The sequence below is a fragment of the Qipengyuania sp. ASV99 genome, from assembly GCF_047872805.1.
Classification (GTDB): domain Bacteria; phylum Pseudomonadota; class Alphaproteobacteria; order Sphingomonadales; family Sphingomonadaceae; genus Erythrobacter.
In genome coordinates, this window is the sequence record NZ_JBLQUK010000003.1 from 92,944 (window position 1) to 117,882 (window position 24,939).

Sequence of the window (24,939 nt, forward strand, 5' to 3'; positions counted from 1 at the left end):
CGGCAATAGGGAGATGGAACAGCGGATGGGCGACAGCCCTGCCTCAATCGCGCCGCGCACCTCTGGCCGCGCTCGCCATGTCGCCATAATCATGGACGGCAATGGCCGCTGGGCGACAAAGCGCGGCCTGCCTCGTGCGGTCGGTCATCAGCGCGGGGTAGAGGCGGTAAGGCGTCTGGTGCGCGGGCTTGAGCCGATGGAGCTTGATTGCCTGACGCTATACGCCTTCAGTTCGGAGAACTGGAAACGTTCGGTCGATGAAGTCGATGATCTGATGAATTTGATGCGCCGGTTCATCAAATCAGACTTGCCCGATTTTGTAGCCAATGACGTCCAGCTCAAGATTATTGGCGATTGGCAGTCTTTGGCACCCGATATTGTGGCGATGCTGGAGGACGCGCTGACCAAGACTTCGAACGGCAGCAAGAAGCTTGCGGTCGCCCTCAATTACGGGGCTCAGCATGAAATCGCGCGCGCTGCTGCAAAGGCGGCTGCGCTCGGTGAAATCACGCCTGAAACCATCGCGGCGCAGCTCGACACGCACGATCTGCCTCCGCTCGACTTGCTCATCCGCACCAGCGGCGAAATACGTCTGTCGAATTTTCTGTTATGGCAGGCGGCCTATGCAGAGATGCTGTTTGTCGACACGCTGTGGCCCGATTTCAAACCCGAACATCTCGAACGCGCGCTGGATGATTTTGCCCAAAGGGAGCGCCGTTATGGAGGACGTTGACAACCGGCGTGAAGAGCTGACGCGCGCCGCATTGACCGAAAAAGGTGCGGGCGTACTGGCAGATGAAGCCCGGAATGCCGATGGCATGAACGACCTGCTGGTGCGCTTTGTCTCTGCGGTGGCAATGGCTGGATTGTCGGTCATCGCACTGTATTTTGGCGGATGGGTCTGGACCGGTTTTGTAGTCCTGCTGGCCGGATTGGTGCTGTGGGAATGGAACGGGATCGTCAGCAAATTCGGCGTTTCCGCAGTGTCCGAAGTCGCATGGCTTTTCCTGGGCGCGCTGTATGTCGGTGCTGCGGCGCTGGCGATGGTGTCTGTGCGTGTTGGATGGGGCTTTCTGCTTGGAGACAGCGCCGCACCGGGATATGATTTTTGGGCGGTTCTGCTGGTTTTTCTCGGCACAATCGTTGCGGTTGACGTTGGGGCCTATTTTGCCGGTCGGGCAATTGGCGGTCCGCGCATCGCTCCATCGATCAGCCCCTCAAAGACCTGGGCCGGACTGTTTGGCGGCATGGTGGCGGCCTCTGGCCTGCGGGTGCTTTGCATCACCTTGGAAATTGGCCCCATTGGCGACTATTTCGGTTCAGCCTCGCTGCTCTGGCTGGGCGGCATCGCAGAAGGCATGTTGATCGCCATTATCGCGCAGGCGGGTGATTTTTTCGAAAGCTGGATGAAACGCCGCGCCAAAGTAAAGGATTCGGGGCAATTGCTGCCCGGTCACGGCGGGCTATTCGACCGGTTGGATGGGTTTCTGGCGGTGTTTTTCACCTTGTTTTTGATTGCGGTCGTGCCTGCCTATATTGGCTTTGGATAATATGGTTCGAACAATCTCACTTTTGGGAGCGACAGGCTCGGTTGGCGCATCGACGCTCGATCTTGTCCGCCGCAACCGCGATGCTTGGCACGTTGAAGCGCTTTCAGCCAATTGCAGCGCAACCGAACTGGCGGCTCTGGCGCGCGAATTCGGTGCCAGAATTGCGGTGGTGGGGGATGAAAGTTGCCTCGGCGAATTGCGAGCAGCGCTGGACGGCAGCGGGATCGAACCGGCTGGCGGTGCAGCGGCTCTGTGTGAGGCAGCGGCGCGTCCGGTCGACATTACGGTTGCTGCCATTGTCGGTTGCGCGGGGCTCGCCCCGACTATGGCTGCGGTCGAGCGTGGCGGCACAATCGCACTCGCCAACAAGGAAGCGCTGGTTTCGGCGGGCGAGGTGATGATCTCTGCTGTGGCGCGGCACGGCGCGACCCTGCTTCCTACCGACAGCGAACACAATGCGATTTTCCAATGTCTTGCTGGCAGCAATATTGAAGATGTTGCACGGATCACGCTCACTGCGAGCGGCGGGCCGCTACGCACTTGGTCAATCGCGGAAATCGCAGCTGCGACCCCCGAGCAGGCGGTGGCGCATCCCAACTGGTCGATGGGTGCAAAGATCAGCGTCGATTCCGCAACGATGATGAACAAGGGACTTGAATTTATCGAAGCCCATCATCTGTTCCCCGTGGGGCTGGACCGGCTGCGCATTGTGGTTCATCCGCAAAGCGTGATCCATTCAATGGTTGAATATCGAGACCGTTCGACGCTCGCGCAGCTTGGTCCGCCCGACATGCGCGTGCCGATTGCATCATGCCTCGCCTGGCCTGGGCGGATGGATACGCCGCTTGCGCCGCTTGATCTGGCGGATGTAGGGGAGCTGACTTTCTTTGAGCCGGATGAGACCCGCTTTCCCGCCACTCGCATTGCGCGCGAAGCGATTGAAGCTGGGGGTGCCGCCCCCGCGACGCTCAATGCCGCGAATGAAATTGCGGTCGAAGCTTTCCTTGCTGGTCAGATTGGGTTCACCCAGATCACGGCAGTGGTCGAAGAGACACTGGGGCGCTATAGCGCTTCAGCACCGGGTACTTTGCAAGAAGTGCTCGCGGTAGATTGCGAAGCGCGCCAGTGCGCCCGTGAGGCTTTGGAGAGCTGCGCCCTTGTTTGATGCCCCCCCGTTCTGGATGTATTTTGTCGGCTTTCTGCTGGTGCTCGGCCCATTGGTCACCGTGCATGAACTTGGCCATTATCTCATTGGCCGTTGGCTGGGGGTGAAGGCAGAGGCGTTCTCGGTCGGGTTTGGCAAGGAAATTGCCGGATGGACTGATCGGCACGGCACACGCTGGCGGCTTTCGCTGCTGCCGCTGGGTGGTTATGTCCAATTCAAAGGGGACATGAACCCGGCGAGCATCCCCAATGCCAGCGCCGCCGCCCATGGGCCCACAAATGACGGCAGCTTTCAAAGCGCTTCGCTGTGGCGACGCGCGCTGATCGTGGCTGCGGGGCCGGTCACAAACTTGCTGGTGGCCATTGCGATCTTTGCCGCGTTTTTTGCGATTTATGGCAATCCGACGATAGTCGGCGCAGAGGATTCGCGCACAATTGGCGAATTTGCCGAAGATTCGGTCGCGCGCGAGGCGGGAATGCAGTTGGGCGACACGATTGTCGCGGTGGATGGTCGCCCGGTTGAGGATTTCGACGCGATCCGTAACGAAGTCATGCTGCACCCGGATACGCAGATGGAGTTTACCATTGCTCGGGGCGATGCCGAGTTGGCGATCCCGCTGACCACGGCGCGCATTGAGGAAACCGATGGCTTCGGCAATGTCAGCGTCCTTGGCCGTATTGGAGTAGGCCCGGCGGGCGGCGAATATGTGTTTGAAGATGTGGGGGTGTTGCAATCGGTCCCGCTGGCGGTTGAACGGTGCTGGGATATCACTGGCATGATGATCACCGGCATCGGACAGATCATAACGGGCGACCGCTCGATCAAGGAATTGGGCGGCCCCATAAAGATCGCCAAATATTCCGGCGAACAGATGAGTCTGGGGCTGGTGTCCTTCGTGAGTTTTGCCGCACTTATCTCGCTTAATTTGGCGTTCATCAATTTCTTGCCAATCCCCGCACTCGATGGCGGGCACCTTGCGTTCTACGCTGCCGAAGCGATCCGCCGCAAACCTGCCGGGCCGCAGGCGACGGAATGGGCGTATCGGGCCGGGATTGCTCTGGTGCTGGTTTTCATGGCGATAGTCATGACGAATGATGTGAATGATGTGATACTGAAGCCCTTGCTTGGTTAAAGCTACGCCGAGGTGTCAGAGGTGGTAGACCTTGGATGGCCTGCGTGTCTGGCATGCCATATTTACTGGGGAAAAGGATCGAGCAGGCTGGCGCAGCCAGCGTCCGTCCGGTCCAATGTTTGTTCACTCCGCTTGATTGCGCAGTGCGCTTCGGGCAGGGGGCGGAAAGATGCCAGCGATGGCGTGAGTCTGGAATTGGCAAGGCATATACGCCTTGCGCTATGCGCCGAGGGGCAGGCGCACTGAATACGGGTTGGACGGGAAAATTAAATCCATGAATCGATGCAGCGATACAGGCGTCCAGTCTGTCAGTTCTAAAAGTTCAACCGCTCGGCTGGCCTTCGCGCTGACCGGAGCAAGCATGCTCGCCGGTGTTCCTTATGCCGCGTTTGCGCAAGACGAAGCGGACGCGCAGGCTACTGGTGCGTCAACGACCACTCAACCTGCGCCTGTGCCGGCGCCTTCGACAAACATCATCCGCACGATCAGCGTTGCTGGTGCTGAACGGTTGGAGCCGACCACGATCCTGTCGTATATCCGCCTGCGTGTTGGTCAGGAATATACTTCTGCCGGTGCCGATGAGGCGCTGAAAGACCTTGGTGCGACCGAACTGTTTTCAAATTTCTCAATCCGCAATGATGCCGGTAATGTCGTCATCACGGTCACCGAAAATCCGGTGATCAATCGCATCGTGCTCGAAGGCAACGAACGCCTTGATGCCGATAAGATTCTGCCAGAAATTCGCCTTGCCCCGCGTCAGATTTTCACGCGCTCCAAAGTGCGTGCCGACGTGGCTCGCATCATCGAATTGTATAAGCGGCAAGGCCGGTTTGCAGCCACGGTCGAACCAAAGATGGTGCAACTGCCGCAGAACCGCGTCGATATCGTGTTTGAAATCGTCGAAGGGCCGCGGTCCAAGGTTCGCCAGATTAACATTATTGGCAATGAAGAATTCTCCGACGGCGATCTGCGCAGCGAGATGGTGACGAAGCAGTCGCGTTTCTTCCGCTTCTTCAGCTCCAACACCAGCTACGATCCCGATCGCCTCGCCTTCGATCAGCAAAAGCTGCGGCAATTTTATCTGACCGAAGGTTTCGCAGATTTCCGCGTGGTCTCTGCCGTGGCTGAGCTTACACCCGATCAGCGCGATTTTATCATCACCTATGTGGTCGAGGAAGGTGAGCGTTACAGCTTTGGCGATGTCGAGGTTGAAAGCCAACTTCGAGATTTCGACAGCGACGCTCTGCAGGCCGGGCTCGTCATGCAACCGGGCCAAGTTTACAACGCCAAAACGGTTGAAGATACCGTTGAGCAGTTGACCGAATTGGCCGGCCGTTTTGGCTATGCCTTTGCCGATGTGCAGCCGCGCTTCAATCGCAACCCCGATGACCTGACGATGGACATCACCTTTATCTTGCGTCAGGCGCCGCGCGTTTATGTCGAACGGGTTGATGTCAACGGCAACACCTTGACTCAGGACAAGGTGATCCGCCGCGAATTTCGCCTGTCTGAAGGCGACGCATTCAATTCGCTGGGGGTTCAACGCACCACCGCGCGCATCAATTCGCTGGGCTATTTCCAGGAGAATTTCGAAGTCACTCAGGTCGAAGGCAGTGCGCCCGACCGCATCGTGCTCGAAGCCAATGTAGAAGAACAGCCGACCGGAGAATTGCAATTTTCGGCGGGCTTTTCCTCCATCGAACAGTTCATTCTGGCTGGCAGTATCCGTCAGCGCAATTTCCGTGGACGCGGGCAGACCATTGGGCTCAGCTTGAATTATTCGCAGTTTCAGCAATCGGCGCAGGTCAGCTTTACCGAACCCTATTTGTTCGATCGCAACATTTCGGCAGGAGCTGACATCTATCGCCGCGATTTCAACAGCTTCAATTTCACCAACAACGATCGCAACACCACATTCGAACAATCGACCACGGGCGGTTCGGTGCGGGTTGGTGTGCCGCTGACCGAATTCATGTCCGTCGTCGGCAGCTACACGCTCAACTACGATGAAGTGAGTCTCGATCGGAACCTGTTCTTCTCCGATCTCAACGGGGACGGGACGACTGAGTGCGATCCGCTGCTTGCCGGCCGATTCCTGTGCGACGCTTTGGGCAACCGGTTGAGCTCGATTGTTGGGCTCAGCCTTAATTACAACTCGCTCAATTCACGGCTGCGCCCGACGCGCGGTCGCACGATCTCGCTGAGCAGCGAGTTTGCCGGTCTTGGCGGAGACGTGCGCTATGTTCGGTTCCGTGGGCGTGCGCAGCAATTTTGGAATGTCGCCAACACTGGGTTCATTTTCTCGCTCTCGCTTGAAGGGGGGACAATCTTCCCGTTGCAGGATCGCGGCGGCGTAGGGGTCGATGATGTTCTGCTGACCGATCGTTTCTTCCTCGGCGAACCGCAGTTTCGCGGCTTTGACATTCGCGGAGTTGGACCGCGCATCCTGACGCAGCGTTATATTCTTGATGCGACCAACAACAATGTGCTCGATGACGCGGGCAATCCGACACTGATTACCGATCGCAGGTCGATCCGCGACGATTCCATCGGTGGGCGCAATTATTATTTGGGCCGTGCAGAAATTGAAATTCCGCTTGGCACGGGCGCACGCGAACTTGGCCTGCGCCCGTCGATCTTCCTTGATGTCGGCTCGCTTTGGGGAGTTGATACGCCGGTGCTGCAGGACAATCCTTTGGGCATTCCGACCATCGACGCCAATGGTAATCCGCTCTTTCTTAGTGTAGATAATGGCGAGGTAACGACCAGCCCCTTGGCTGCCGATGGCGTTACCCCCAACACCCGCCTGATTCGTTCAGGCAGTGCAATCCGCGAAGTGTTCCTTGGCGATACGCCAAGCCCCCGCGTAACCGCCGGCATCGGCGTAAACTGGAACTCGCCCTTTGGCCCGTTCCGTATCGATTTCGCCCAGACGATCCGCAAGACCGAAGGCGATGACGATAAAACATTCACGTTCAACGTAGGAACTCAATTCTGATGAAACTCTTTTCGAAAATGCTCGCGTCGAGCGCGGCCGCCGTTTGCGTTCTGGCCGCAGTCGCCCCTGCCAACGCTCAGGTTGATGGCCGTGTTGCCACCGCTGATATCAGCCGTGCGATTATCGGCACCACCGCGCTTCAGACCGCTTACAATCAGATCGGCACGACCTATTCGGCACAGATCGAACAGCGCCAGACGAAGCAGCAAGAGCTTACTGCATTGCTTCAACCGTTCGATTCCAATGGCAATGGCCAGTTGGACGATAGCGAAGTCCCCGCCGTGCAATCGGCTTCCAATTTTGCCCAGATTCAGACCCTTGAGCAAGAAGTCGCAGGTCTCACCAATCAGGTTAATGCGGCCCGTGTTTACGCGGTCGAACAGATCCTTGCGCAATATCCCGCCGCCATTACAGAAGTGACAACGCAGCAGCAGATCGTCATGGTGCTACAGCCCGAAACGTTGCAATATGCAGCCGAAGGCGCGGATATCACCCAGCTGATTACCAACTCGCTTAACGCCAAGGTGCCATCAGTGGCGATTGTCCCGCCCGCCGATTGGCGCCCGTCGCGCAATGGCGCGCAGATCTTTCAAGAGATTCAGCAAACCTTGCTTCAGGCGCAATTGATCCAGCAGCAACAGCAGCAAGCAGCTCAGCCGACGCCTGCGCCGACTGGTCGCTAAGCGGAACGGATTGAGCAGGGGCGGGAAATGAGCGAAGCTGAAACTTCTGCGACATCCGCAGCGCAAGTGATTGTCGATTATGACATTCACAAAGTGCTGCGGGCCCTGCCGCACCGTTATCCTTTGTTGCTCGTTGACCGGGTAAAGTCGATCCACCTCGGAGAGCGCATTCACGCTTTGAAGGCTGTGAGCATGAATGAGGAGTTCTTCCAGGGGCATTTTCCTGGCGCTCCGATCATGCCCGGCGTCCTCCAGATTGAGGCTTTGGCGCAGGCAGCGGCGATCTTGGGTATCGAGACGCTCGAACTTTCCGGGACTGGCAAGCTGGTGATTTTCATGGGGATTGAAAACGCCAAATTCCGCATCCCGGTAACGCCCGGCTGTCTGCTCGATCTGGAAGTGGAATTCCTGCAGAAACGCAGCCGGGTCTACAAATTCAAAGGCCGTGCCAGCGTAGAAGGCAAGACCTCGTGCGAGACCGAATTTACCGCGATGATCGCCGATCCGCCTTCGGCTTAGCTGCGGGAAGAGCACCGCAGACGAGCAATCAGGGTTGCATTTGCCGCGGCACACGTTATTGCGCGCGCTTTCCCGCAAAACAGCTCCCCCGGTCGGAACCGGGCGTCAGCTAGCAAGGACAAAGACAATGAAAGCCGAAGGGCATCCCGAATATCACACCATCAATGTCAAGATGACCGATGGCACAGAGTTTCAAACCCGTTCAACCTGGGGCAAGGAAGGCGACACGCTGGCTCTTGAAATTGACCCAACCAGCCACCCGGCGTGGACTGGTGGGCGTCAGCAGATCCAGGAAGGTGGCCGCGTAGCTGCGTTCAACAAACGGTTTGGCGGGCTGACGCTGAAGAAGTAACTAGCCCCAAAAGCTTTGCGACCGTTCGCGGCGCAAGAGGAAGGCGGTCCGACGGGGCCGCCTTTTTCAATTGGTTGGCCCGCCTGACAGAGGGCGTAGCGGGCCATGGCGGGGCATCACCAAACCGTCACCAGGGCCAGGGACGCTCCCGATACCATTTCGTGATGACGTATTTCGCCCCTTTCCTGACCTTCATCCCGTGGTGCAGAGTGTTCGGGTTCACGCTGCCATCGGGGCGCGCATTGTTCCAGCATAACAGCTTGCCCGTTTCGGGCTGAAAGGTCTTGCCGATGACCTTGAACCGAGTTGCGCCCCCCGCTTCCACTTCGTTAAGATAGATCATGAATGTCCAGGTGCGCTGGCCGCTGATCGAGCAGAATTTCTCGTAATCGGGGCCGCCGGGAGTGAAGTAATCGGTGTGCGGCTTGAATTCCTGCCCGATGTCATACCGCTGCCCCTGACATGGCTCACCCAGCGCCGGATCAATAAGGTTGAGTGCATGAAACTGCGCCTCCAATGCTTGAACCGCAGGCTCGCTGGCATCCAGATCACAGGTTTCGCTGGTGCGAAAATAATCGTCACCATTGGCATCGGCTATGGTGGAAGGGCGCCGGTCCTTGTCGATCAACGCGATCAGCGCCGCAGCAAGTTCCGCGCTGACAAACTGCTTGAGCTGAAACAGCTCAATCTTGGGGTGCGGTAACCGCTGAATGCCTGCATGCCGCGCAAGCGCTTCGCCAACAGAATCGGGGCAATCGTCCATGCCGCTAAGCTTAAAAGCCATGGGGCCTCGCGCAAAGCTCGAAAGCGCTGTGAAATAATCTTGCGCAGCGGCGCGAAATTGGCAGTTTTCACTTCCCATAAAAGGGACTTTGTGCAACAGGCTCGCGCCCGTCCAGCGCAGCCTTGACCGGTGCGACAAGGTGCGTAAACCGCGCCTCTTGCGCGGACTTGGTAGCGGCGATGTTCGAAAGAAGATCGCTGCGCCGACAGCGGGTTTTGCGGCGACCGTAGTTCAATCGGTTAGAATGCCGGCTTGTGATGCCGGAGGTTGCGGGTTCAAGTCCCGTCGGTCGCCCCACTTTCCCGCTTCAGCCTCTTGCCGCGCGCCATGCGAATGTGAGGCACGCGAATGACCGCTTTCTGGACCGAACCCGACTTTGACGATCATGAGATGGTGCAGGTTGTGCACGATCGAAAATCGGGATTGGCTGCGATTATTGCGGTCCATTCCTCGCATCTCGGGCCCGGTGCAGGCGGAACGCGGTTCTGGCACTATCCCAATCCCAAGGACGGATTGCGCGATGCGCTGCGTCTATCGCGGGGTATGAGCTACAAGAACGCCATGGCAGGCTTGCCGATGGGCGGGGGCAAGGCGGTGATCCTTGCCAATGAAGCGAGAACCAAGTCGCCCGAACTGCTCGCGGCGTTTGGTGACGCAGTAGAGGCGCTGGGCGGACGCTATGTTACGGCAGAAGACGTCGGCATCAGCGAAGCGGATATGGTGGCGGTTTCAAGGCGCACCGCGCATGTCTCTGGTCTGCCGGTTTCGGGCGCAAACCGGGCTGGCGGCGATCCTGGCCCGTTCACATCCTATGGCATCTATCTGGGGATTAAGGCTGCGGTTCGGCACAAGTTGGGCACAGACAAAATGGACGGTGTCCATGTCGCGGTGCAGGGCACCGGCAGCGTCGGCGGCGGAGTGGCCCGCTGGCTTGCGCAGGACGGCGCACGGTTGACCTTGGCTGATATCAACGCTGACGGCGTCAAGGCGCTGGCCCAAGAACTGGGGGCAGTTGTGGTCGCGCCCGAAGCCATTCTCTCCACACAATGCGACGTGTTCAGCCCCAATGCGCTGGGCGCAATTCTTGACGATGAGAGCATTGCGGCGTTGCAGACAAAGGTCGTCGCTGGCGGTGCGAACAATCAACTTGCGCGCGCGCATCACGGTCAGGCCTTGTTTGAACGAGGTATCCTCTACGCCCCCGATTATGTCATCAATGCAGGCGGGATCATTTCGGTCGCGACAGAATACCTCGCCCGGCGCGATGACACGCCCGGCAGCGTGGACGACGTCAACGCACTCATCGAGCAAATCCCTAACCGCCTTACAGAGGTGTGGCAGGCTAGCGAGACGAGCGGCGTGTCGCCCGACGTTGTTGCTGACCGCATGGCTCAAGAACTTATCGGACGCGGTTGACGGGCGCAAACGACCGACCGGAACCAATCTGGCGCAACTGGATTTTACGTAAATAAGGGTCAAGACGAAGCTGTTGCTTCAAACCGACCCCGGACTTGCGACTTTTGCGCCCTTGCTACCCTAGCGCAGGACAGTAATAGGGGGCAGGGGATTCAAACGTGCATATTTACGCCAATCCAAAGCGCTTTCTGTCGCTCGCCAAGTGGTTGATGCCGGTCCTTTTCTGGAGCGGGCTTTCGCTGAGTGTGCTGGCAATGGCCTGGGGCTTGTTTGCGGTCCCGCAGGACCGGCTGATGGGCGAAACGGTGCGTATCATCTTTATCCATGTGCCATCGGCATGGCTGGGCATGGGCGGGTGGACCGGCATTGCAATATCAAGCGCGGCCTTGCTCATCTGGAAACACCCGCTGGCCGGAATTGCCGCGCGTGCGATTGCGGTTCCGGGTATGGTTTTTTGCGCCATCTGTCTTGCCACAGGGTCCATTTGGGGCCGCCCGACCTGGGGAACATGGTGGGAATGGGACGGGCGGCTGGTGAGCATGCTGGTCCTGCTGTTCCTTTATGGCGGCTATATTGCGCTTACTCAGGCGGCGGCTCGCGAAGGCGGGTCATACAAGATTGCCGCGATCTTTGGATTGGTGGGCGCGATCAACGTGCCGATTATCAATCGCAGCGTGGTGTGGTGGAATTCGCTTCACCAACCGCCAAGCATTACGATGGGCAAAAGCTCAATCGATCCGGTTTTCCTCTGGCCGTTGATGACGGCAGTTTTGGGCTTTTCGCTGTTGTTTGGCGCAATAGTGCTCATGCGGATGCGCACTCTGATCGCCGAGGCACAGGTTGAAGCACGCCTGCGCCGCCGCGCGCTGGATGATGACGCGCCGCTACCGCACACGGCGCCTGCCATGGGCGGCGCATGATGCGCGAATCGCTGGATCATTGGCCCTTTGTAATCGGTGCCTATGCTATCGGTCTGATTGCGCTCGCGCTTCTCATCGTGTGCAGCTACCGTGCAATGCGGCGCGCGGAAAAACGCCGTGACGAGACAAAGCGGAGCTGAAACCTCGATGAAAGCCAAACATCAACGCATGACCCTGGTCGTTCTCGCCTTGATCGCGATTGTCGCGGCGGGATTGATTGCGGCTTGGGCACTGCGTTCTCAGGCGAACTATTTCTACCTGCCCGAACAGATGGCCGAAACGCCGCCTGCTGTCGGGCAGGCGGTGCGATTGGGTGGGATGGTGCAACCCGGCTCGATCGAAACGCAGCCGGACGGCGTGACAGTAAAATTCGTGGTAACTGGCAATGAAGCCAGCACGGTGCCGGTGCGTTACAGCGGCATCCTGCCTGACCTGTTTGTCGAAGGATCCGGCGTCGTCGCCGAAGGCAGTCTGGGTGCAGATGGCGTGTTTCAGGCGACGAACCTGTTGGCCAAACATGATGAGAATTACGTCCCGCGTGAGCTCGAAGGGCTTGAAGGTCACAAGGACAACGAAGGCTACGCCGAAACCGTTGCCGGGCTCAATTAGGCCTTTGGCGGGAACAGGGCAAACGGGCAGAGAACATGATTGCTGAACTAGGATTAGCGGCCCTTTGGCTATCCACCGCGCTTGCGGTGTTGCAGATGATCTCGGGCGCTATGGGTGTCAGGGAGGCGGACGCACATGGGGTCGGCGCGCAGTTTGCGATTTACGCCCGCCCGGCTGCCGTGGTTCAGGCTTTCCTCGCGGTGCTCGCGTTTTTTCTGCTGCTCTATGCCTTTGCGATCACCGATCTGTCGATCAAACTGGTTGCCACAAATTCGCACTCGGCCAAGCCATTCATCTACAAACTGACCGGCACTTGGGGCAACCACGAAGGTTCGATGTTGCTGTGGGTTGCGGTGCTCGCGCTGTCGGGTGGATTGCTGGCCGGGATGGAACGCCGCTTGCCTGAAAAGACGATGAGCGCAACGCTCGCTGTGCAGGGGTTTGTGGCGCTGGGTTTCTATGCGTTCCTGCTGCTGTCCTCCAATCCGTTTGAACGATTGCCGGTGCCCGCGGTTGAAGGCGGAGGGCTGAATCCGCTGCTTCAGGATATGGGTCTCGCGGTGCATCCGCCCACTCTTTACATTGGTTATGTTGGTCTGTCGGTCGCGTTCAGCCTGGCTATGGGGGCGCTGCTGACAAGGCAGGTGAACCCCGATTTCGCCAAGGTGTTGCGGCCATGGGTTCTGGGCGCGTGGGTGTTTCTGACCTTTGGCATTACAGCCGGGTCGTACTGGGCCTATTACGAGCTTGGCTGGGGCGGCTGGTGGTTCTGGGATCCGGTCGAAAACGCCTCTTTGATGCCGTGGCTTGCGGCTACCGCGCTGCTTCATTCGGTGAGCGTGCTGGCGGCGCGAGATGCCTTGCGGACATGGACGATAATGCTGGGCGTGCTGGCTTTCTCTATGTCGATGCTCGGCACGTTCCTCGTCCGGTCGGGGGTCCTCACCAGCGTTCACGCTTTTGCGGTGGACCCCGAACGCGGGAGTTTCATCCTGGCGCTGCTGGGCCTTTACATTGGCGGGGCGCTGGTGATCTTTGCTCTGCGCGCGGGCAGCATTGCAGAAGGAAAGCGGTTTGCCGCAACCAGCCGCGAGGGGGCACTGGTGTTCAACAATGTCATGCTGTCGGCGATCCTCGCGATTGTCTTGCTCGGCACGCTTTACCCATTGCTGACCGAAGTTTTTGACGTTCGGGTCAGCGTTGGGCCGCCCTATTTCAACCCGGCGGGCGCAATCTTTGCGATCCCGATGTTCATTGTGATGGCGATTGGCCCCTTGCTGAGGTGGAAGGATGACAAGCCCGCGCGCATCCAGAAGGAACTGGCATTGCTCGCTGCGGTGGTGATCGTGGCAATCGGTCTGGTGGCTTTTCTGGGTGACTACGGTGTGCTCCCGGTGCTTGGGCTGGCCTTGGCGCTTGGGCTAGGCATTGCCGCATTGTTGCCGCTGCGCGGGCGCAAGATTACTCGGGTTCCGACCGCGACCTGGGGCATGGTCTGCGCGCACTTTGGGATCGCAGTTGCTTTGTTCGGCATGGCGAGTGAAAGCGCTTTCACTTCTGAAAAGCTTGCCGCTGTCGCTCCCGGCGATACCGAACAGGTTGCAGGCTGGACGATCAAGCTGGAAAGCGTCGATCCGGTGGCTGGTCCTAACTGGACCGCGATGGAGGCCCGGATACTGGCCTCACGCGGCGGCGGGGAACCAGTGGTAATCACGCCGCAAGCGCGCAATTTCTGGTCGCCCCCGCAGCCGACCAGCGAAAGCGCGCTTATCACGCGCTGGGACGGGCAATTGTATGCCGTGATCGGCGATTCTGCCGGAACTGACGCCAATGGCGTCGCGCGCTGGCAATTGCGGGTGTGGTGGAAACCGTTCGTGACCTTCATCTGGTATGGCGGATTGCTGGTCGCGTTTGGCGGCATTCTTTCGATTGTTGGCCGTATTCGGGTTGACCTGAAACGGCGCAAGGCGGTCGCTTTGGGTAAGTCGCGGCGCAAGGAAGTGAGCGCATTGAGTGGTCGAGGTGCGGCTGATGACACCCTGCCGGAGCCTGCCGAATAATGCGTCTCGCCTATTTCATCCCGCTCGCGCTGTTTCTGTTTTTTGCCGGTCTGGCTGGGTATCAGCTCACGCAGAGCAAATTGCAGAACGTTCCTTCGCAAATGATCGAGCAGCCGCTGCCAGAATTCACGCTCCAGCCAGCGTTGGAAGGAATGCCGGGGGCCTCGCGCGCCGATTTTGTGGGCGGAAAGCCGCGCTTGCTCAACATCTGGGCAAGCTGGTGTCTGCCCTGCATTGCCGAGGCACCGCAGCTTGAACGGCTCAAGAATCAGGGGGTTGAGATCATTGGCGTTGCGGTGCGCGACCGGCCCGAAGCGGTGGCCGATTTCCTCGCTCGTTATGGCAATCCCTATACCCGCATCGGCGCGGATGATATTTCCGAACTGATGCTGGAAATTGGCGCATCGGGCGTGCCGGAAACCTATGTTATCGATGCCAAGGGCAATATTCGCTATCAGCATATTGGCGACATCCGTGCGGAAACGGTTCCGTTGCTGCTTGAAAAACTGGAGGAAGTGCAATGATGCGCTGCTTGCTCGCGCTGCTGGCATTGCTCGCCGTTCCGGTTCTCGCGCAGGATACTATGCCCCCTGCACCCTATGCTTATACTCAGCTTGACGACCCAGCCTTGGAGGCTGAGGCCAGCGCGCTGATGGAAACGCTGCGGTGCCTCAAATGCCAATCGCAAAGTATCCATGACAGCGACGCACCGATGGCGGGCGACATGCGTCATCAAGTGCGCAGCCGTATCCTCGCCGGGGAAACACCCGATCAGATCCGGGCGTGGCTGACGCAGCGCTATGGCGATTATGTCAGCTATGAACCCGAGGTCAGTTCGACCACATGGCCGCTGTTTGTGATCCCCTTGCTGCTGCTTGCCGTGGTGGCGCTCATTCTGCTGCGGCGTCTCGGTAAACGTCGCTCCGACGAGGGAGAGGCAGGCTGATGGGCGCTTGGCTTGCGGTTTTGTCATTGGCTCTGGTCAGCTTTGCAGTGGCGGCGTTCATGCTGCGCCTGCCGAAAGAGGGCTTTGCTGTGTTCGGCGCGGTCTTGCTGTTTGGCCTGGTGGGTTACGCCTGGCAGGGATCGCCCGATCAGCCCGGGAGCCCCAAACAGCCGGACATCGCCATCGACCAACAAAGCGGCGACGAAATGGTCACGGCAAGGCGGCAATTGTTCGACGAGAGCGCGCCAAAGCCCGATTACCTCGTCCTGTCCGACGGCTTTGCCCGGCGCGGCAAGTTTGACGATGCGGCGGGGCTGCTGCGACAGGGTTTGAACGACAATCCCGGCCATCTCGAAGGTTGGCTGGCGCTTGGTATGGCGCTTACCGGCCATGCGGATGGGTTTGTCACTCCGGCGGCGTTCTATGCCTATGGCAAGGCGCGTGCGATCGATCCGACCAACCCCGGTGCGGATTTCTTCCTCGGATTTTCCTTCCTTCAGACCGGGCAAGTGCGCGCCGCACGCGACACTTGGGCGGGCCTGCTCGAACGATCGCCGCCCGACGCGCCGTGGCGCGAAGAGATCGAGGCGCGGGTGGCGCGGCTCGATCAGATGATCGCCAACGCGCCGATGCTGCAATAGCTTTCTGAACGGCGACAATACGCGATGTTGCAGGTGCGAAGCTGCGGTGCTAGGTGCCGCTGCCTTGGCCGGGATCGCGCGATAGCGCGCCCGGCGCTTCGGGATCATCGCACCATATGAGCGACACTTCAGTCTCAGCCCCGGCACACCAACCACCTCAGGGCGGAAACACTCACAGCGCGTCGAAAACCGCGCTGGCGGTGGGTGCGATCGGCATTGTGTTTGGCGATATCGGTACCAGCCCGCTTTACGCTTTCCGTGAGACATTCGTTGGCCCACATCCTCTGGCGCTGGACAGTGCGCATGTGCTGGGCGTCATCAGCCTGATCTTCTGGTCGATGACGCTGGTTGTCTCGATCCAGTACGTTACCATCCTGATGCGCGCCGATAACAAAGGGCAGGGCGGCAGCCTTGCTCTGGTCGCGCTGATTTCGCGCAGTCTTTCCAAATCGAGCTATGCCTGGGTCGCGGTGCTGCTCGGAGTGTTCGCCACCAGCCTGTTTTACGGCGACAGCATGATTACCCCGGCCATTTCGGTGCTTTCGGCGGTGGAGGGTCTCAAGGTCGTCGATCCGGCGTTTGAACGATTTGTCATTCCCATTGCGCTGGTGCTGCTGGTTTTTCTGTTCGTGATCCAGAAGCGCGGCACGGCCAAGGTTGGGGCGTTGTTTGCGCCGGTGATGATTGTCTATTTCGTTGTGATTGCAGCGATGGGCAGTTGGCAGATTGTCCAGACACCGGAAGTCCTCTGGGCGCTTAGCCCGCATCACGCCGTCAATTTCTTCATTCTCGATGGCTGGCTGGCCTTTCTGGCTCTGGGCAGTGTGGTTCTGGCGGTGACCGGGTCAGAGGCGCTGTATTCCGACATGGGCCATTTCGGGCGGGGGCCGATGCGGCTTTCGTGGTTTGGTTTTGTTATGCCGTGCCTGCTGCTCAATTATTTCGGGCAAGGCGCTATGGTCATTGGCCTGCCGCCGGAACAGGCCGCAGAGGCGATCCAGAACCCGTTCTATTTTCTTGCCAGCGAAGAATGGCGTCTGCCGCTGGTATTCCTTGCGACCTTGGCCACCTTCATTGCCAGCCAGGCGGTGATCTCGGGTGCCTTTTCGATCACGCATCAGGCAATCCAGATGGGCTTTGTGCCGCGCCTCTCGACGCTCCACACATCGGAAACTGAAACGGGTCAGATTTATATTCCGGTGGTCAATTGGGCGCTGATGGTGGCGGTCGTGCTGCTGGTTTTCATGTTCCAGAATTCGTCCAACCTTGCCAATGCCTATGGCATCGCGGTGACCGGGGCGGTGATGATTGATACGCTGTTGATGGCGGTGCTGTTTGTCGGCGTGTGGAAATGGAAGGTCTGGTATTCGGCCCCTATTGTGCTGCTGTTCGTGATCGTGGTCGGCGGATTTCTGGGTGCCAACCTGACCAAGGTAGCAGAGGGCGGCTGGTTCCCGCTGGTCGTCGGGCTGGTCGCCTTTACGCTCCTCACCACTTGGGCGCGTGGGCGCAAATTGATGCGTGAACGGATGAGCGAACACGCGCTGCCGATGGAAATCTTTGCCAAATCGGCCAAGAATTCCGCGCTGCGTGTGCCGGGAACTGCGATCTTCATGGCGTCGAGCACCGCCGGCGTGCCATCGGCGCTGCTCCACAATATCAAACATAACAAGGTGCTGCACGAACGAGTCGTGATCCTGACGGTGGAGATCGCCGACGTTCCCTATGTCGATCCGAACGCGCGCTGCGAATTCACCGACATGGGCGACGGGTTCTACCGCGCGGTGCTGCATTACGGCTTCATGGAAGAAACCGACGTTCCCACCGGGCTCAAACAGATGGAGCGTTGCGGGGGTGAGTTTGACATGATGCACACCAGCTTCTTCCTGTCGCGCCAGACGCTGCTGCCCAGCAACAAACCGGGCATGCCGATCTGGCGCGAGAAAATCTTTGCGTGGATGCTGCGCAACAGCGCCAGCGCGATGGATTTCTTCAAACTGCCCACCAACCGCGTGGTCGAACTGGGCAGCCAGGTTGAGATTTAGAAGCGCGAGGGGCGGGCAATCTGCTTGACACATCGGACATAGTGTCAAGCGGGTTTTTTGCAGGTAAATCGTTGTGTTTCAAAAGCTAAGGCGGTTTTGCGGCACTTGACACCTTTCCAACAAAGTGCCGTTTTCATCATTCGGTTTTCAAAGAGCCGCAAACTCTATGGCGCGGTTCGTCGGTGTAGGAAAGTGCTGCGCCCCCGGCAGCGCCCCGTTTAACGAATGACTGTAATCGCCGTTTGTCGCCCATCCAGAAACCGCACGCTTTCCCCGTCAAACCACGCATCTTCCTCAGTGCGGAAATCGACCCGCTGGCCGCCCCATTCGGGAACCTCCGCATAGCTGGTCAGCTCGATTGACCATGCGGTGTTTGCCCTCAAGACATCCTCTCCGCGCGGGTCGGCGTTCTGATTGTCCCAGAAACCGATGGCGGTGCCCGCGCCGTGGCCGTGATAGCCAATCGGGTGCGAATAGATCGACGGGTCGAGCCCTTCGGCCAGCGCGTCGGCGCGCGCGCGGGCGAGCATTTCATTGCCCGACAGCCCAACCTGCATATGGCTGCGCAGAATATCCTGCACCCGGTTCGAATTGGCGAGCCCGCGTGCCAGCCCCACAGGCACCTCGCTCTCGCCGAGTTTGAGCACATAGGCGAGATGCTGCGTATCGGTGTTGAGGCGCAGATAGGTGATGCCGAAATCGGTCCACAGCAGATCGCCCGGTTGGATCACAGTGTCGCCGTCCATCATCCCCGTTTCGCCCGCGCGCTGGATGCCGACGCTGGGGTGAAACCACGGGGTCAGCCCCAGCTCCGTCAGGCGCTGGCGATACCACCATTGCACTTCTTCGGCAGTGGTGACGCCGGGGGTTATGACTGCGCGCGAAAACGCCTCGCCAATCACCGCATGGGCGATGCGCACAATACCGGGGTAAATCTCCATTTCAGCGGGCGTGCGGGTCTCCAGCCAGCGGGTCGCCAACCGCTCGCCCGAAATCACCCGCTCGTGAAATTCGGCAGGCAGCGCGGCCATCATAGCATCATACTGGCTTTTGGTCATGCCATCGCCAAACCTTGTCGTATCTGAGACATTGATCGCGATATTGGCCGGATCGCGCGCGGCGATGATGTCTGCCACCGCCTGCCATTGACCGGGCTGTTCATCGGGGTTCCACGCCGGTTCAAACAGACCCGCAAGCCCGTATCGGCTCACCGTCAACCGTTCTATCGGCGCACCATTGCCGGGATCGTGAAAGATCAGGATCGTGCGCCGCCGTGCATGAAAGCTGTTGGCATCGAGCATGGTGGCGATCACCGGCTCTTCGAAATATTCGCGGGCCATCAACAGCCACAGCGACACGCCCTGCTCGCGCATCAATTGCGGGATCAGCGTGTCAAGCCGTTCTGCCAGCAGGCTGTCGATCACCTCGGCGCGCGTGCGCAGCGGCAGGATCGGGGGCAGGGCAGGGTGCGCCTCCTCCGTCTCGCTGAGCGGGAGCGGAGCCTGCGCGGCAATTGGGCTGGCCGAGAGCAGCAGGAGAGCGGCAAGCGGGCGAAACACTGTCATGGGCACTCCCGAAATGGTGCGAGATCAGGCGGTGGGCGGTTCGTCCTTCAACACGTCGTCTTCCTGTCCTACGTCCAGCCCGTGCTTCATCAGCATCGGGATATTGGCAAAGGTGAACAGGAAAGTCAGCGGCAGGAACACCCACAGTTTTGCCCAGAGCCAGCCTTCGAAACTCATCTGTGCGACCAGCACTTCGTTGAGCACGGCGAGAGCCAGGAAAAACACGCCCCAATTGCGCGACAGTTTGAGCCAGCCAGCATCGTTCAGCCCTTCAAACGCGGCTTCCAGCAGGATCTTGAGCAGCGCGCGGCCCATGAAAAACCCGGTGAGCAGCATCACACCAAAGCCCGTATAGATGATCGTGGGCTTAAGCTGGACAAAGCGCGGATCGCCGAAAAAGATCGTCAGCGCGCCGAACCCGACGATCAGCGCGGTCGAAAACCACAGCATTGGCGAGATTTTGCCGAGCCGCCATTTGGAAATCAGCAGCGCAGAGACCGCCGCGACCATGAACGCGCCGGTGCCGTAGATGATCGCCAGCAATTCGCCTGCGGGGTTCGGATCGGCCGGTGCATTCCAGCGGTACACACCCAGAAACACCAGCAAAGGCCCATAATCGACCGCGACGTTGAGCCAGCTTGAACCGGCGGATTTCTTGGTTTCGTTCGAATTTTCGCTCATCGGTCCTTCAAATCGTCATTGCGAGCGGCGCAAGCCGCGCGGCAATCCAGTCCGGTTGGTCGAGGTCATCAGCGAAGGGACTGGATTGCTTCGCTTTGCTCGCAATGACGGGAACTATGCCACCCCTGCAATAACTCTTGCCACCAGATCGGGATCGAACGGGCGCAAATCTTCCATCTTTTCGCCCACGCCAATCGCGTGGATCGGCAGGCCATATTGCTCCGCCGCGGCGACCAGCACCCCGCCGCGCGCGGTGCCGTCCAGCTTGGTCATGATCAGCCCGGTGACCCCCGCCACCTCTTTGAACACGTTGATCTGGTTAAGCGCGTTCTGGCCGTTGGTGGCATCGAGCACCAGCACCACATCATGCGGCGCTTCAGGGTTGAGCTTGCCGAGGACACGGCGGATTTTCGCCAGCTCCTCCATCAGCTCCTTCTTGTTTTGCAGCCGTCCGGCGGTGTCCACGATCAGCGCGTCGATCCCGGTGTCCGTAGCCTGCTTGACCGCGTCAAATACGATGGACGCCGGGTCGCCGCCTTCGGGTCCGCGCACAAGGTCCACCCCGGCGCGCTCCGCCCAGGTTGCGAGCTGGCCGATGGCAGCGGCGCGGAAGGTGTCGCCTGCGGCGAGCAGCACGCCGTAATCGTCTTCGGTGAACAGATGCGCCAGTTTCGCAATTGTGGTGGTCTTGCCGCTGCCATTGACTCCGATCACCAGGATCACCTGCGGGCGCGGAAAGGCAGTGATCTCCAGTGGCTTGGCCACCGGGCGCAAGATCTCGGCGATTTCATCCGCCACCGCCTGTTTCAATTGGTCTTGCGTGATTTCAAGGCCAAAGCTCTTGTCCGACAATCGCTGACGAATGCGTGCGGCGGCGGCAGGGCCAAGGTCGGAGGTGATCAGCGCATCTTCAATATCATCAAGCGTCGCGTCATCGAGCCGCGCGGCCACCCCGGTCAGATTGCTGCCCAGCCGTTCGGAGGTCTTGCGGAAACCGCCCAGCAATCGCTCGGTCCAGCTCGAACTCATCGCAATAGCCCTCCTTCGAGCGCGGCGGGGGTGATGTCGATCAGCGTGCCCGCAGGCGTGCCCTCAGGCAGATCGACCCGCGCGTAATTGGGCGCATAGCCGGTGCCGTCGCGTTCGGCGAGCACGGTGAGCGTTTCGCCCACAAGGCTTTGCAGCCAAGCACCGCGCCGGGCGGCGACGGCGGAGCGCAATTGCGCGGCGCGGGCCTTGATCGCGGCGTGTTCGACCTGCGGCATGCGCGCGGCGGGGGTGCCGGGGCGCGGGGAATAGGGGAAGATATGGCCGTGGACGATGTCGAGATCGCCGATAATCGAAAGGTTGGCAGTGTGATGCTCTGCCGTTTCGGTCGGGAATCCGGCGATCAGATCGGCACCGATGGCAACGTCAGCGCGGCGCGCCTTGAGCCGCTGCACCAGTGCGATCGCATCGGCGCGCGAATGGCGGCGCTTCATCCGCTTGAGGATCAGATCGTGGCCGTGCTGCATCGACAAATGGAGGTGCGGCATCAGCCGTTCCTCGCTGGCGAACAGTTCAAACAGCGCTTCGTCGATTTCCACCCCATCGAGCGAGGACATGCGCAGCCGGGGTAGCTGCGGAAAGGCGCTCAGCACCGCCTCCACCAGCGCGCCGAGCGGCGGGGTGCCGGGCAGATCGTGGCCCCATGACGTGACATCGACCCCGGTCAGCACCACCTCTTGCGCGCCCAGATCGAGGTGATGTTCGACCTCGCGCAGCACCTCGGCAATGGTCATCGACCGGCTGGCCCCGCGCCCCTGCGGGATGACGCAGAAAGTGCAGGCGTGATCGCAGCCGTTCTGCACCGCGATAAAGGAGCGGGTGCGGGTTGGGGCAGGGGGCGCTGCGGGCAGGGGCACGTTCCAGGCGCGCGGGTCGAGCTTGGCCGCGTTGGCGATCAGGCCGTCAACCTCGGGCATGGCGGCGATGGCGTCGCGTTCAATCTCTGCGGCGCAGCCGGTGACGATCAGCCGCGCATAGGGACGCGCGCGGCGGGCGCGGCGGATCGCTTGCCGGGTCTGCCGCACGGCCTCTGACGTGACCGCGCAGGAATTGATGACCACGACGTCACCGCTATCTGCCAGCATCGCCTTCATCCGCTCGCTTTCGGCGATGTTGAGACGGCACCCGAGCGAGATAACTTCAGGCGCGTTCACGCGAAATCGTCCCATTCGAAACTGCCGCGAAAGGCCTCTGTGGCCGGGCCGGTCATGCGGATGCTTGAACCCTCGCGCCATTGTATCGTCAGATCGCCGCCAGGCAGCGAAACGCGGACGGTTTCGCCGACAAACCCCTTGCGGATGGCGACGACCGCGGCCGCGCAGGCACCGGTCCCGCAAGCCCGCGTCAGCCCCGCGCCGCGCTCCCAGACGCGCAGCTGCAAGTGGTTTGCACCGATCAGCTGCGCCACATTCACATTCACGCCTTGTGGGAAAACAGGGTCGGTTTCAATGTCTGGCCCCAAGGTATCGAGCGCGCTTGCCCAGACATCGGGCACAAAAAAGACCACGTGAGGATTGCCGACATTGACCGCGCTCGGTGATTTGAGCGGCCCCCACCCCAGCGGCATAGGATTGGTATCCATCGGATAATCCAGCGGGATCGCGTCCCAATCAAACCGGGGTATGCCCATATCGACGCTGGCCCCGCCTGCGGTTGGTTCCAGCGCAATAATTCCGCCCGCCGTCTCAACCCGCGCGGGCTTTCCATGCAGCAAAGCGACCGCGCGGCTGGCATTGCCGCAGGCCTCGACCTCGCCGCCATCACTGTTGAAAATGCGCATCCGGAAATCGTGGCCTTCGCTCGGTTCCAGCACGATCAACTGATCGCAGCCAATCCCTGTGTGCCGGTCGGCGATAGCGCGCGCGAAATCCTCACAGACGGCAGGCAAGTCCATCTCGCGCCCATCCAGCACGACGAAATCATTGCCGAGACCGTGCATTTTGACAAAGGGGACGCGCATTATGCCTCGCATCTATGCACCCGCACGGGCGCAGTCCAGTGCCGTGTCGCATCACCGGTCCAATTGCCGCCGTTCAACTGGTGCCAATTTCCTCGGCGCGGAGATCAATCCGGGTTATTGCTGGGCCGCTTTGGGCAGGCTTGCTATGAAGGAATTTGCTACCCTGCCGGTTCGCGGCTCTGCCCTGTCAATCGGCGGATTGGCGGCGAGTTTGCCGACACTTGCCAGCCTTTGGCGCACTTCAGCCCCGCTTTCGGGTCTGCCGTAGAGGAAGCCCTGGCCCTTTAGCCGGCCCATCTTCTTGAGCGCCTCAAGGATTTCCTCATCCTCGATCCCCTCAGCGGTGATCGGCAGATCAAAGCCCCGGCCAAGCGACACAATCGCATCGACAATCTTTGAATTGCTGTTGGGCTGGTTCAATTCGCTGACGAAACTGCGGTCAATCTTGATCCGGTCAAACGGCAAATTGCGCAATTGTTCGAGCGAGGAATAGCCTGTGCCGAAATCATCCAGACTGATCTGCACCCCCTGATTGCGCAGGCTGGTGATGATTGAACGCACCATGCCGATATTATCGTGCAGGCAGCTTTCGGTGATTTCAATTTCCAGCCGCCGCGCGGGGAAATTGTGTTTTACCAACAGCTTGAGGATCTTTTGCGCAAACCACGGATCGCGCAGCTGGATTGGTGAGATATTGATCGAAAGCGTCAACTCATCGTGCCAGTCGCTGGCGTCACGAAACGCCTGTTCCATCAATTGATCGGACATTTCCGAAATCAGGCCGATCTCTTCTGCGATCGGGATGAAAATTTCTGGGCTGACGAACCCCAATTGCTCCGATTTCCAGCGGGCAAGCATTTCGAACCCGACCAGATCGCCCGAATCCAGATCGACCTGTTGTTCGTAATAGGGCACGAATTCTCCGAGGGCGATCCCGCGGCGGATGCCGATTTCAAGCTCATTGCGGAACCGCAATTCGTTTTCCATGGTCGCTTCGAACCAGAAATAGCGGTTCTTGCCCAGCTTTTTGGCCTGATACATGGCGATATCCGCGCGCTGCATCAGTGCGGCGGAATCGGCCATTGCCGGGTTAAAGCCATTTTCGTCATGGTCGGATGAAACACCGATGGAAATTGTCGTGTCGATGGTCACATCACGCAGCGCAAAGGGCAGCGAAACCTTTTCGAACAGCCGGATCACGAGATCGTCAATCCGTTCGCGGTGGGCGACGTCATAGGGGACGACAAAGGCGAATTCATCGCCGCCCAGCCGCGCCAGCCGGGCGTCACGGGGCAATTGTTCGGAAATGCGGTGCGCCAGTTCCACCAGCAAGGCATCGCCCGCCAGATGGCCGTGCATATCATTGACCTGCTTGAAATTGTCGAGGTCGATCATGCAATAGGCGACCGCCATGCCGCGCGCATTGGCCTGCAGGCGCACATTATCCGTGACGGCGGCCATGCTGCGGCGATTGAGACAGCCGGTCAGCGGATCGGTTTCGGCGAGTTCACGCGCCAGTTCCTCGGCGCGCCGACGCTCGCTGATTTCCTGCTGCAATTCGCGGTAACGGCGCCAGCCAAACACCACCAGCACGACATTGAGAAGCAGCGCGTTGACGAGCAGATGGTCGGGTGCCTGACCATTGGCAAACACCGCTCTGATTGCGCTGGGAAGCACCGAGCTGCCGGTTGCGACAAACAGGATGATCGCCGCCGCCGCGATCCCCAAAGCGACCAGGTCACGGTCTGATTTGCCGAGGCCCCTTGATGTCTTTATGGCCGCATTTGGCTCTGTCATACCCATTGTGTCCCGATCTTTCAGGCGGCGCTGCTCATCCAAAGCGACTTGCGAATGACTATGCATGGC

24 protein-coding genes and 1 tRNA gene are annotated in these 24,939 nt (G+C 59.6%); 18 read left to right on the forward strand and 7 right to left on the reverse strand.

All coding sequences use genetic code 11. The features are described from left to right. Positions 1-25 precede the first annotated feature (25 nt). The 8 genes from uppS to rpmE all read left to right on the forward strand — a co-directional run bounded on the left by uppS (position 26) and on the right by rpmE (position 8,399). Positions 26-733 carry a polyprenyl diphosphate synthase gene (gene uppS, locus ACM64M_RS05865; protein ID WP_416227735.1) on the forward strand — a complete coding sequence of 236 codons (708 nt, stop codon included), beginning with the start codon at positions 26-28 and terminating at the stop codon, positions 731-733. Then, positions 720-1,550, forward strand: a complete 831-nt coding sequence (locus ACM64M_RS05870) for a phosphatidate cytidylyltransferase (protein WP_416227736.1) — start codon at positions 720-722, stop codon at positions 1,548-1,550. The genes uppS and ACM64M_RS05870 overlap by 14 nt, the downstream gene beginning before the upstream one ends. 1 nt (position 1,551) lies before the next feature. After that, entirely contained in the window at positions 1,552-2,715 is a 1,164-nt protein-coding gene (gene dxr / locus ACM64M_RS05875; protein WP_416227737.1) for a 1-deoxy-D-xylulose-5-phosphate reductoisomerase, read from the forward strand. Then, positions 2,708-3,847, forward strand: coding sequence for an RIP metalloprotease RseP (rseP, locus tag ACM64M_RS05880; RefSeq protein ID WP_416227738.1), 1,140 nt, complete (start codon positions 2,708-2,710; stop codon positions 3,845-3,847). The genes dxr and rseP overlap by 8 nt, the downstream gene beginning before the upstream one ends. 274 nt (positions 3,848-4,121) lie before the next feature. After that, on the forward strand, positions 4,122-6,845 hold the full coding sequence (gene bamA, locus ACM64M_RS05885) for an outer membrane protein assembly factor BamA (protein WP_416227739.1): 2,724 nt from the start codon (positions 4,122-4,124) through the stop codon (positions 6,843-6,845). Further along, the gene (locus ACM64M_RS05890; protein ID WP_416227740.1) at positions 6,845-7,528 is read left to right on the forward strand and encodes an OmpH family outer membrane protein; all 684 of its coding nucleotides are present in this window, start codon (positions 6,845-6,847) and stop codon (positions 7,526-7,528) included. Before bamA ends, ACM64M_RS05890 begins: the two co-directional genes overlap by 1 nt. Before the next feature lie 27 nt (positions 7,529-7,555). Further along, entirely contained in the window at positions 7,556-8,047 is a 492-nt protein-coding gene (gene fabZ, locus ACM64M_RS05895; RefSeq protein WP_416227741.1) for a 3-hydroxyacyl-ACP dehydratase FabZ, read from the forward strand. 127 nt (positions 8,048-8,174) lie between these two features. Then, a complete protein-coding gene (gene rpmE / locus ACM64M_RS05900; protein ID WP_416227742.1) occupies positions 8,175-8,399 on the forward strand; it encodes a 50S ribosomal protein L31 in 225 nt (74 codons plus the stop codon). Between the two features lie 127 nt (positions 8,400-8,526). Here rpmE and ACM64M_RS05905 read toward each other — a convergent pair whose 3' ends face one another. Beyond that, entirely contained in the window at positions 8,527-9,162 is a 636-nt protein-coding gene (locus tag ACM64M_RS05905; RefSeq protein ID WP_416227865.1) for a prolyl hydroxylase family protein, read from the reverse strand. A gap of 241 nt (positions 9,163-9,403) precedes the next feature. Between ACM64M_RS05905 and ACM64M_RS05910 the strand changes: the two genes are divergently transcribed. From ACM64M_RS05910 to ACM64M_RS05955, 10 genes are all read left to right on the forward strand, one after another. Continuing rightward, positions 9,404-9,480 (forward strand) — tRNA-His (locus ACM64M_RS05910). Positions 9,481-9,531: 51 nt separating this feature from the next. Further along, positions 9,532-10,599: a Leu/Phe/Val dehydrogenase gene (locus ACM64M_RS05915; RefSeq protein ID WP_416227743.1), complete on the forward strand. Its 1,068-nt coding sequence runs from the start codon at positions 9,532-9,534 to the stop codon at positions 10,597-10,599. Between the two features lie 158 nt (positions 10,600-10,757). Further along, entirely contained in the window at positions 10,758-11,519 is a 762-nt protein-coding gene (ccmC, locus tag ACM64M_RS05920) for a heme ABC transporter permease CcmC (protein ID WP_416227744.1), read from the forward strand. Continuing rightward, on the forward strand, positions 11,516-11,659 hold the full coding sequence (ccmD, locus tag ACM64M_RS05925) for a heme exporter protein CcmD (protein WP_416227745.1): 144 nt from the start codon (positions 11,516-11,518) through the stop codon (positions 11,657-11,659). Before ccmC ends, ccmD begins: the two co-directional genes overlap by 4 nt. 7 nt (positions 11,660-11,666) lie before the next feature. Continuing rightward, a complete protein-coding gene (ccmE, locus tag ACM64M_RS05930) occupies positions 11,667-12,128 on the forward strand; it encodes a cytochrome c maturation protein CcmE (RefSeq protein ID WP_416227746.1) in 462 nt (153 codons plus the stop codon). 35 nt (positions 12,129-12,163) lie between these two features. Then, positions 12,164-14,188, forward strand: coding sequence for a heme lyase CcmF/NrfE family subunit (locus ACM64M_RS05935; protein WP_416227747.1), 2,025 nt, complete (start codon positions 12,164-12,166; stop codon positions 14,186-14,188). Then, a complete protein-coding gene (locus tag ACM64M_RS05940; RefSeq protein WP_416227748.1) occupies positions 14,188-14,712 on the forward strand; it encodes a DsbE family thiol:disulfide interchange protein in 525 nt (174 codons plus the stop codon). Before ACM64M_RS05935 ends, ACM64M_RS05940 begins: the two co-directional genes overlap by 1 nt. Then, positions 14,712-15,134 carry a cytochrome c-type biogenesis protein gene (locus tag ACM64M_RS05945; protein WP_416227866.1) on the forward strand — a complete coding sequence of 141 codons (423 nt, stop codon included), beginning with the start codon at positions 14,712-14,714 and terminating at the stop codon, positions 15,132-15,134. The genes ACM64M_RS05940 and ACM64M_RS05945 overlap by 1 nt, the downstream gene beginning before the upstream one ends. Continuing rightward, the gene (locus ACM64M_RS05950; protein WP_416227749.1) at positions 15,134-15,775 is read left to right on the forward strand and encodes a tetratricopeptide repeat protein; all 642 of its coding nucleotides are present in this window, start codon (positions 15,134-15,136) and stop codon (positions 15,773-15,775) included. Before ACM64M_RS05945 ends, ACM64M_RS05950 begins: the two co-directional genes overlap by 1 nt. A gap of 116 nt (positions 15,776-15,891) precedes the next feature. Then, positions 15,892-17,820: a potassium transporter Kup gene (locus ACM64M_RS05955; protein ID WP_416227750.1), complete on the forward strand. Its 1,929-nt coding sequence runs from the start codon at positions 15,892-15,894 to the stop codon at positions 17,818-17,820. 218 nt (positions 17,821-18,038) lie between these two features. Here the strand turns inward: ACM64M_RS05955 and ACM64M_RS05960 are convergent, their stop codons facing one another. The 6 genes from ACM64M_RS05960 to ACM64M_RS05985 all read right to left on the reverse strand — a co-directional run bounded on the left by ACM64M_RS05960 (position 18,039) and on the right by ACM64M_RS05985 (position 24,870). Then, a complete protein-coding gene (locus tag ACM64M_RS05960) occupies positions 18,039-19,385 on the reverse strand; it encodes a M24 family metallopeptidase (RefSeq protein WP_416227751.1) in 1,347 nt (448 codons plus the stop codon). A gap of 24 nt (positions 19,386-19,409) precedes the next feature. Further along, positions 19,410-20,066: an inner membrane-spanning protein YciB gene (locus ACM64M_RS05965; protein WP_416227752.1), complete on the reverse strand. Its 657-nt coding sequence runs from the start codon at positions 20,064-20,066 to the stop codon at positions 19,410-19,412. Between the two features lie 114 nt (positions 20,067-20,180). Further along, positions 20,181-21,095, reverse strand: coding sequence for a signal recognition particle-docking protein FtsY (gene ftsY, locus ACM64M_RS05970; RefSeq protein WP_416227753.1), 915 nt, complete (start codon positions 21,093-21,095; stop codon positions 20,181-20,183). Further along, positions 21,092-22,267: a MiaB/RimO family radical SAM methylthiotransferase gene (locus ACM64M_RS05975; RefSeq protein WP_416227754.1), complete on the reverse strand. Its 1,176-nt coding sequence runs from the start codon at positions 22,265-22,267 to the stop codon at positions 21,092-21,094. The genes ftsY and ACM64M_RS05975 overlap by 4 nt, the downstream gene beginning before the upstream one ends. Next, positions 22,264-23,073 carry a diaminopimelate epimerase gene (gene dapF, locus ACM64M_RS05980; protein WP_416227755.1) on the reverse strand — a complete coding sequence of 270 codons (810 nt, stop codon included), beginning with the start codon at positions 23,071-23,073 and terminating at the stop codon, positions 22,264-22,266. Before dapF ends, ACM64M_RS05975 begins: the two co-directional genes overlap by 4 nt. A 114-nt stretch (positions 23,074-23,187) precedes the next feature. After that, positions 23,188-24,870, reverse strand: coding sequence for a putative bifunctional diguanylate cyclase/phosphodiesterase (locus ACM64M_RS05985; RefSeq protein WP_416227756.1), 1,683 nt, complete (start codon positions 24,868-24,870; stop codon positions 23,188-23,190). Between the last annotated feature and the right edge of the window lie 69 nt (positions 24,871-24,939).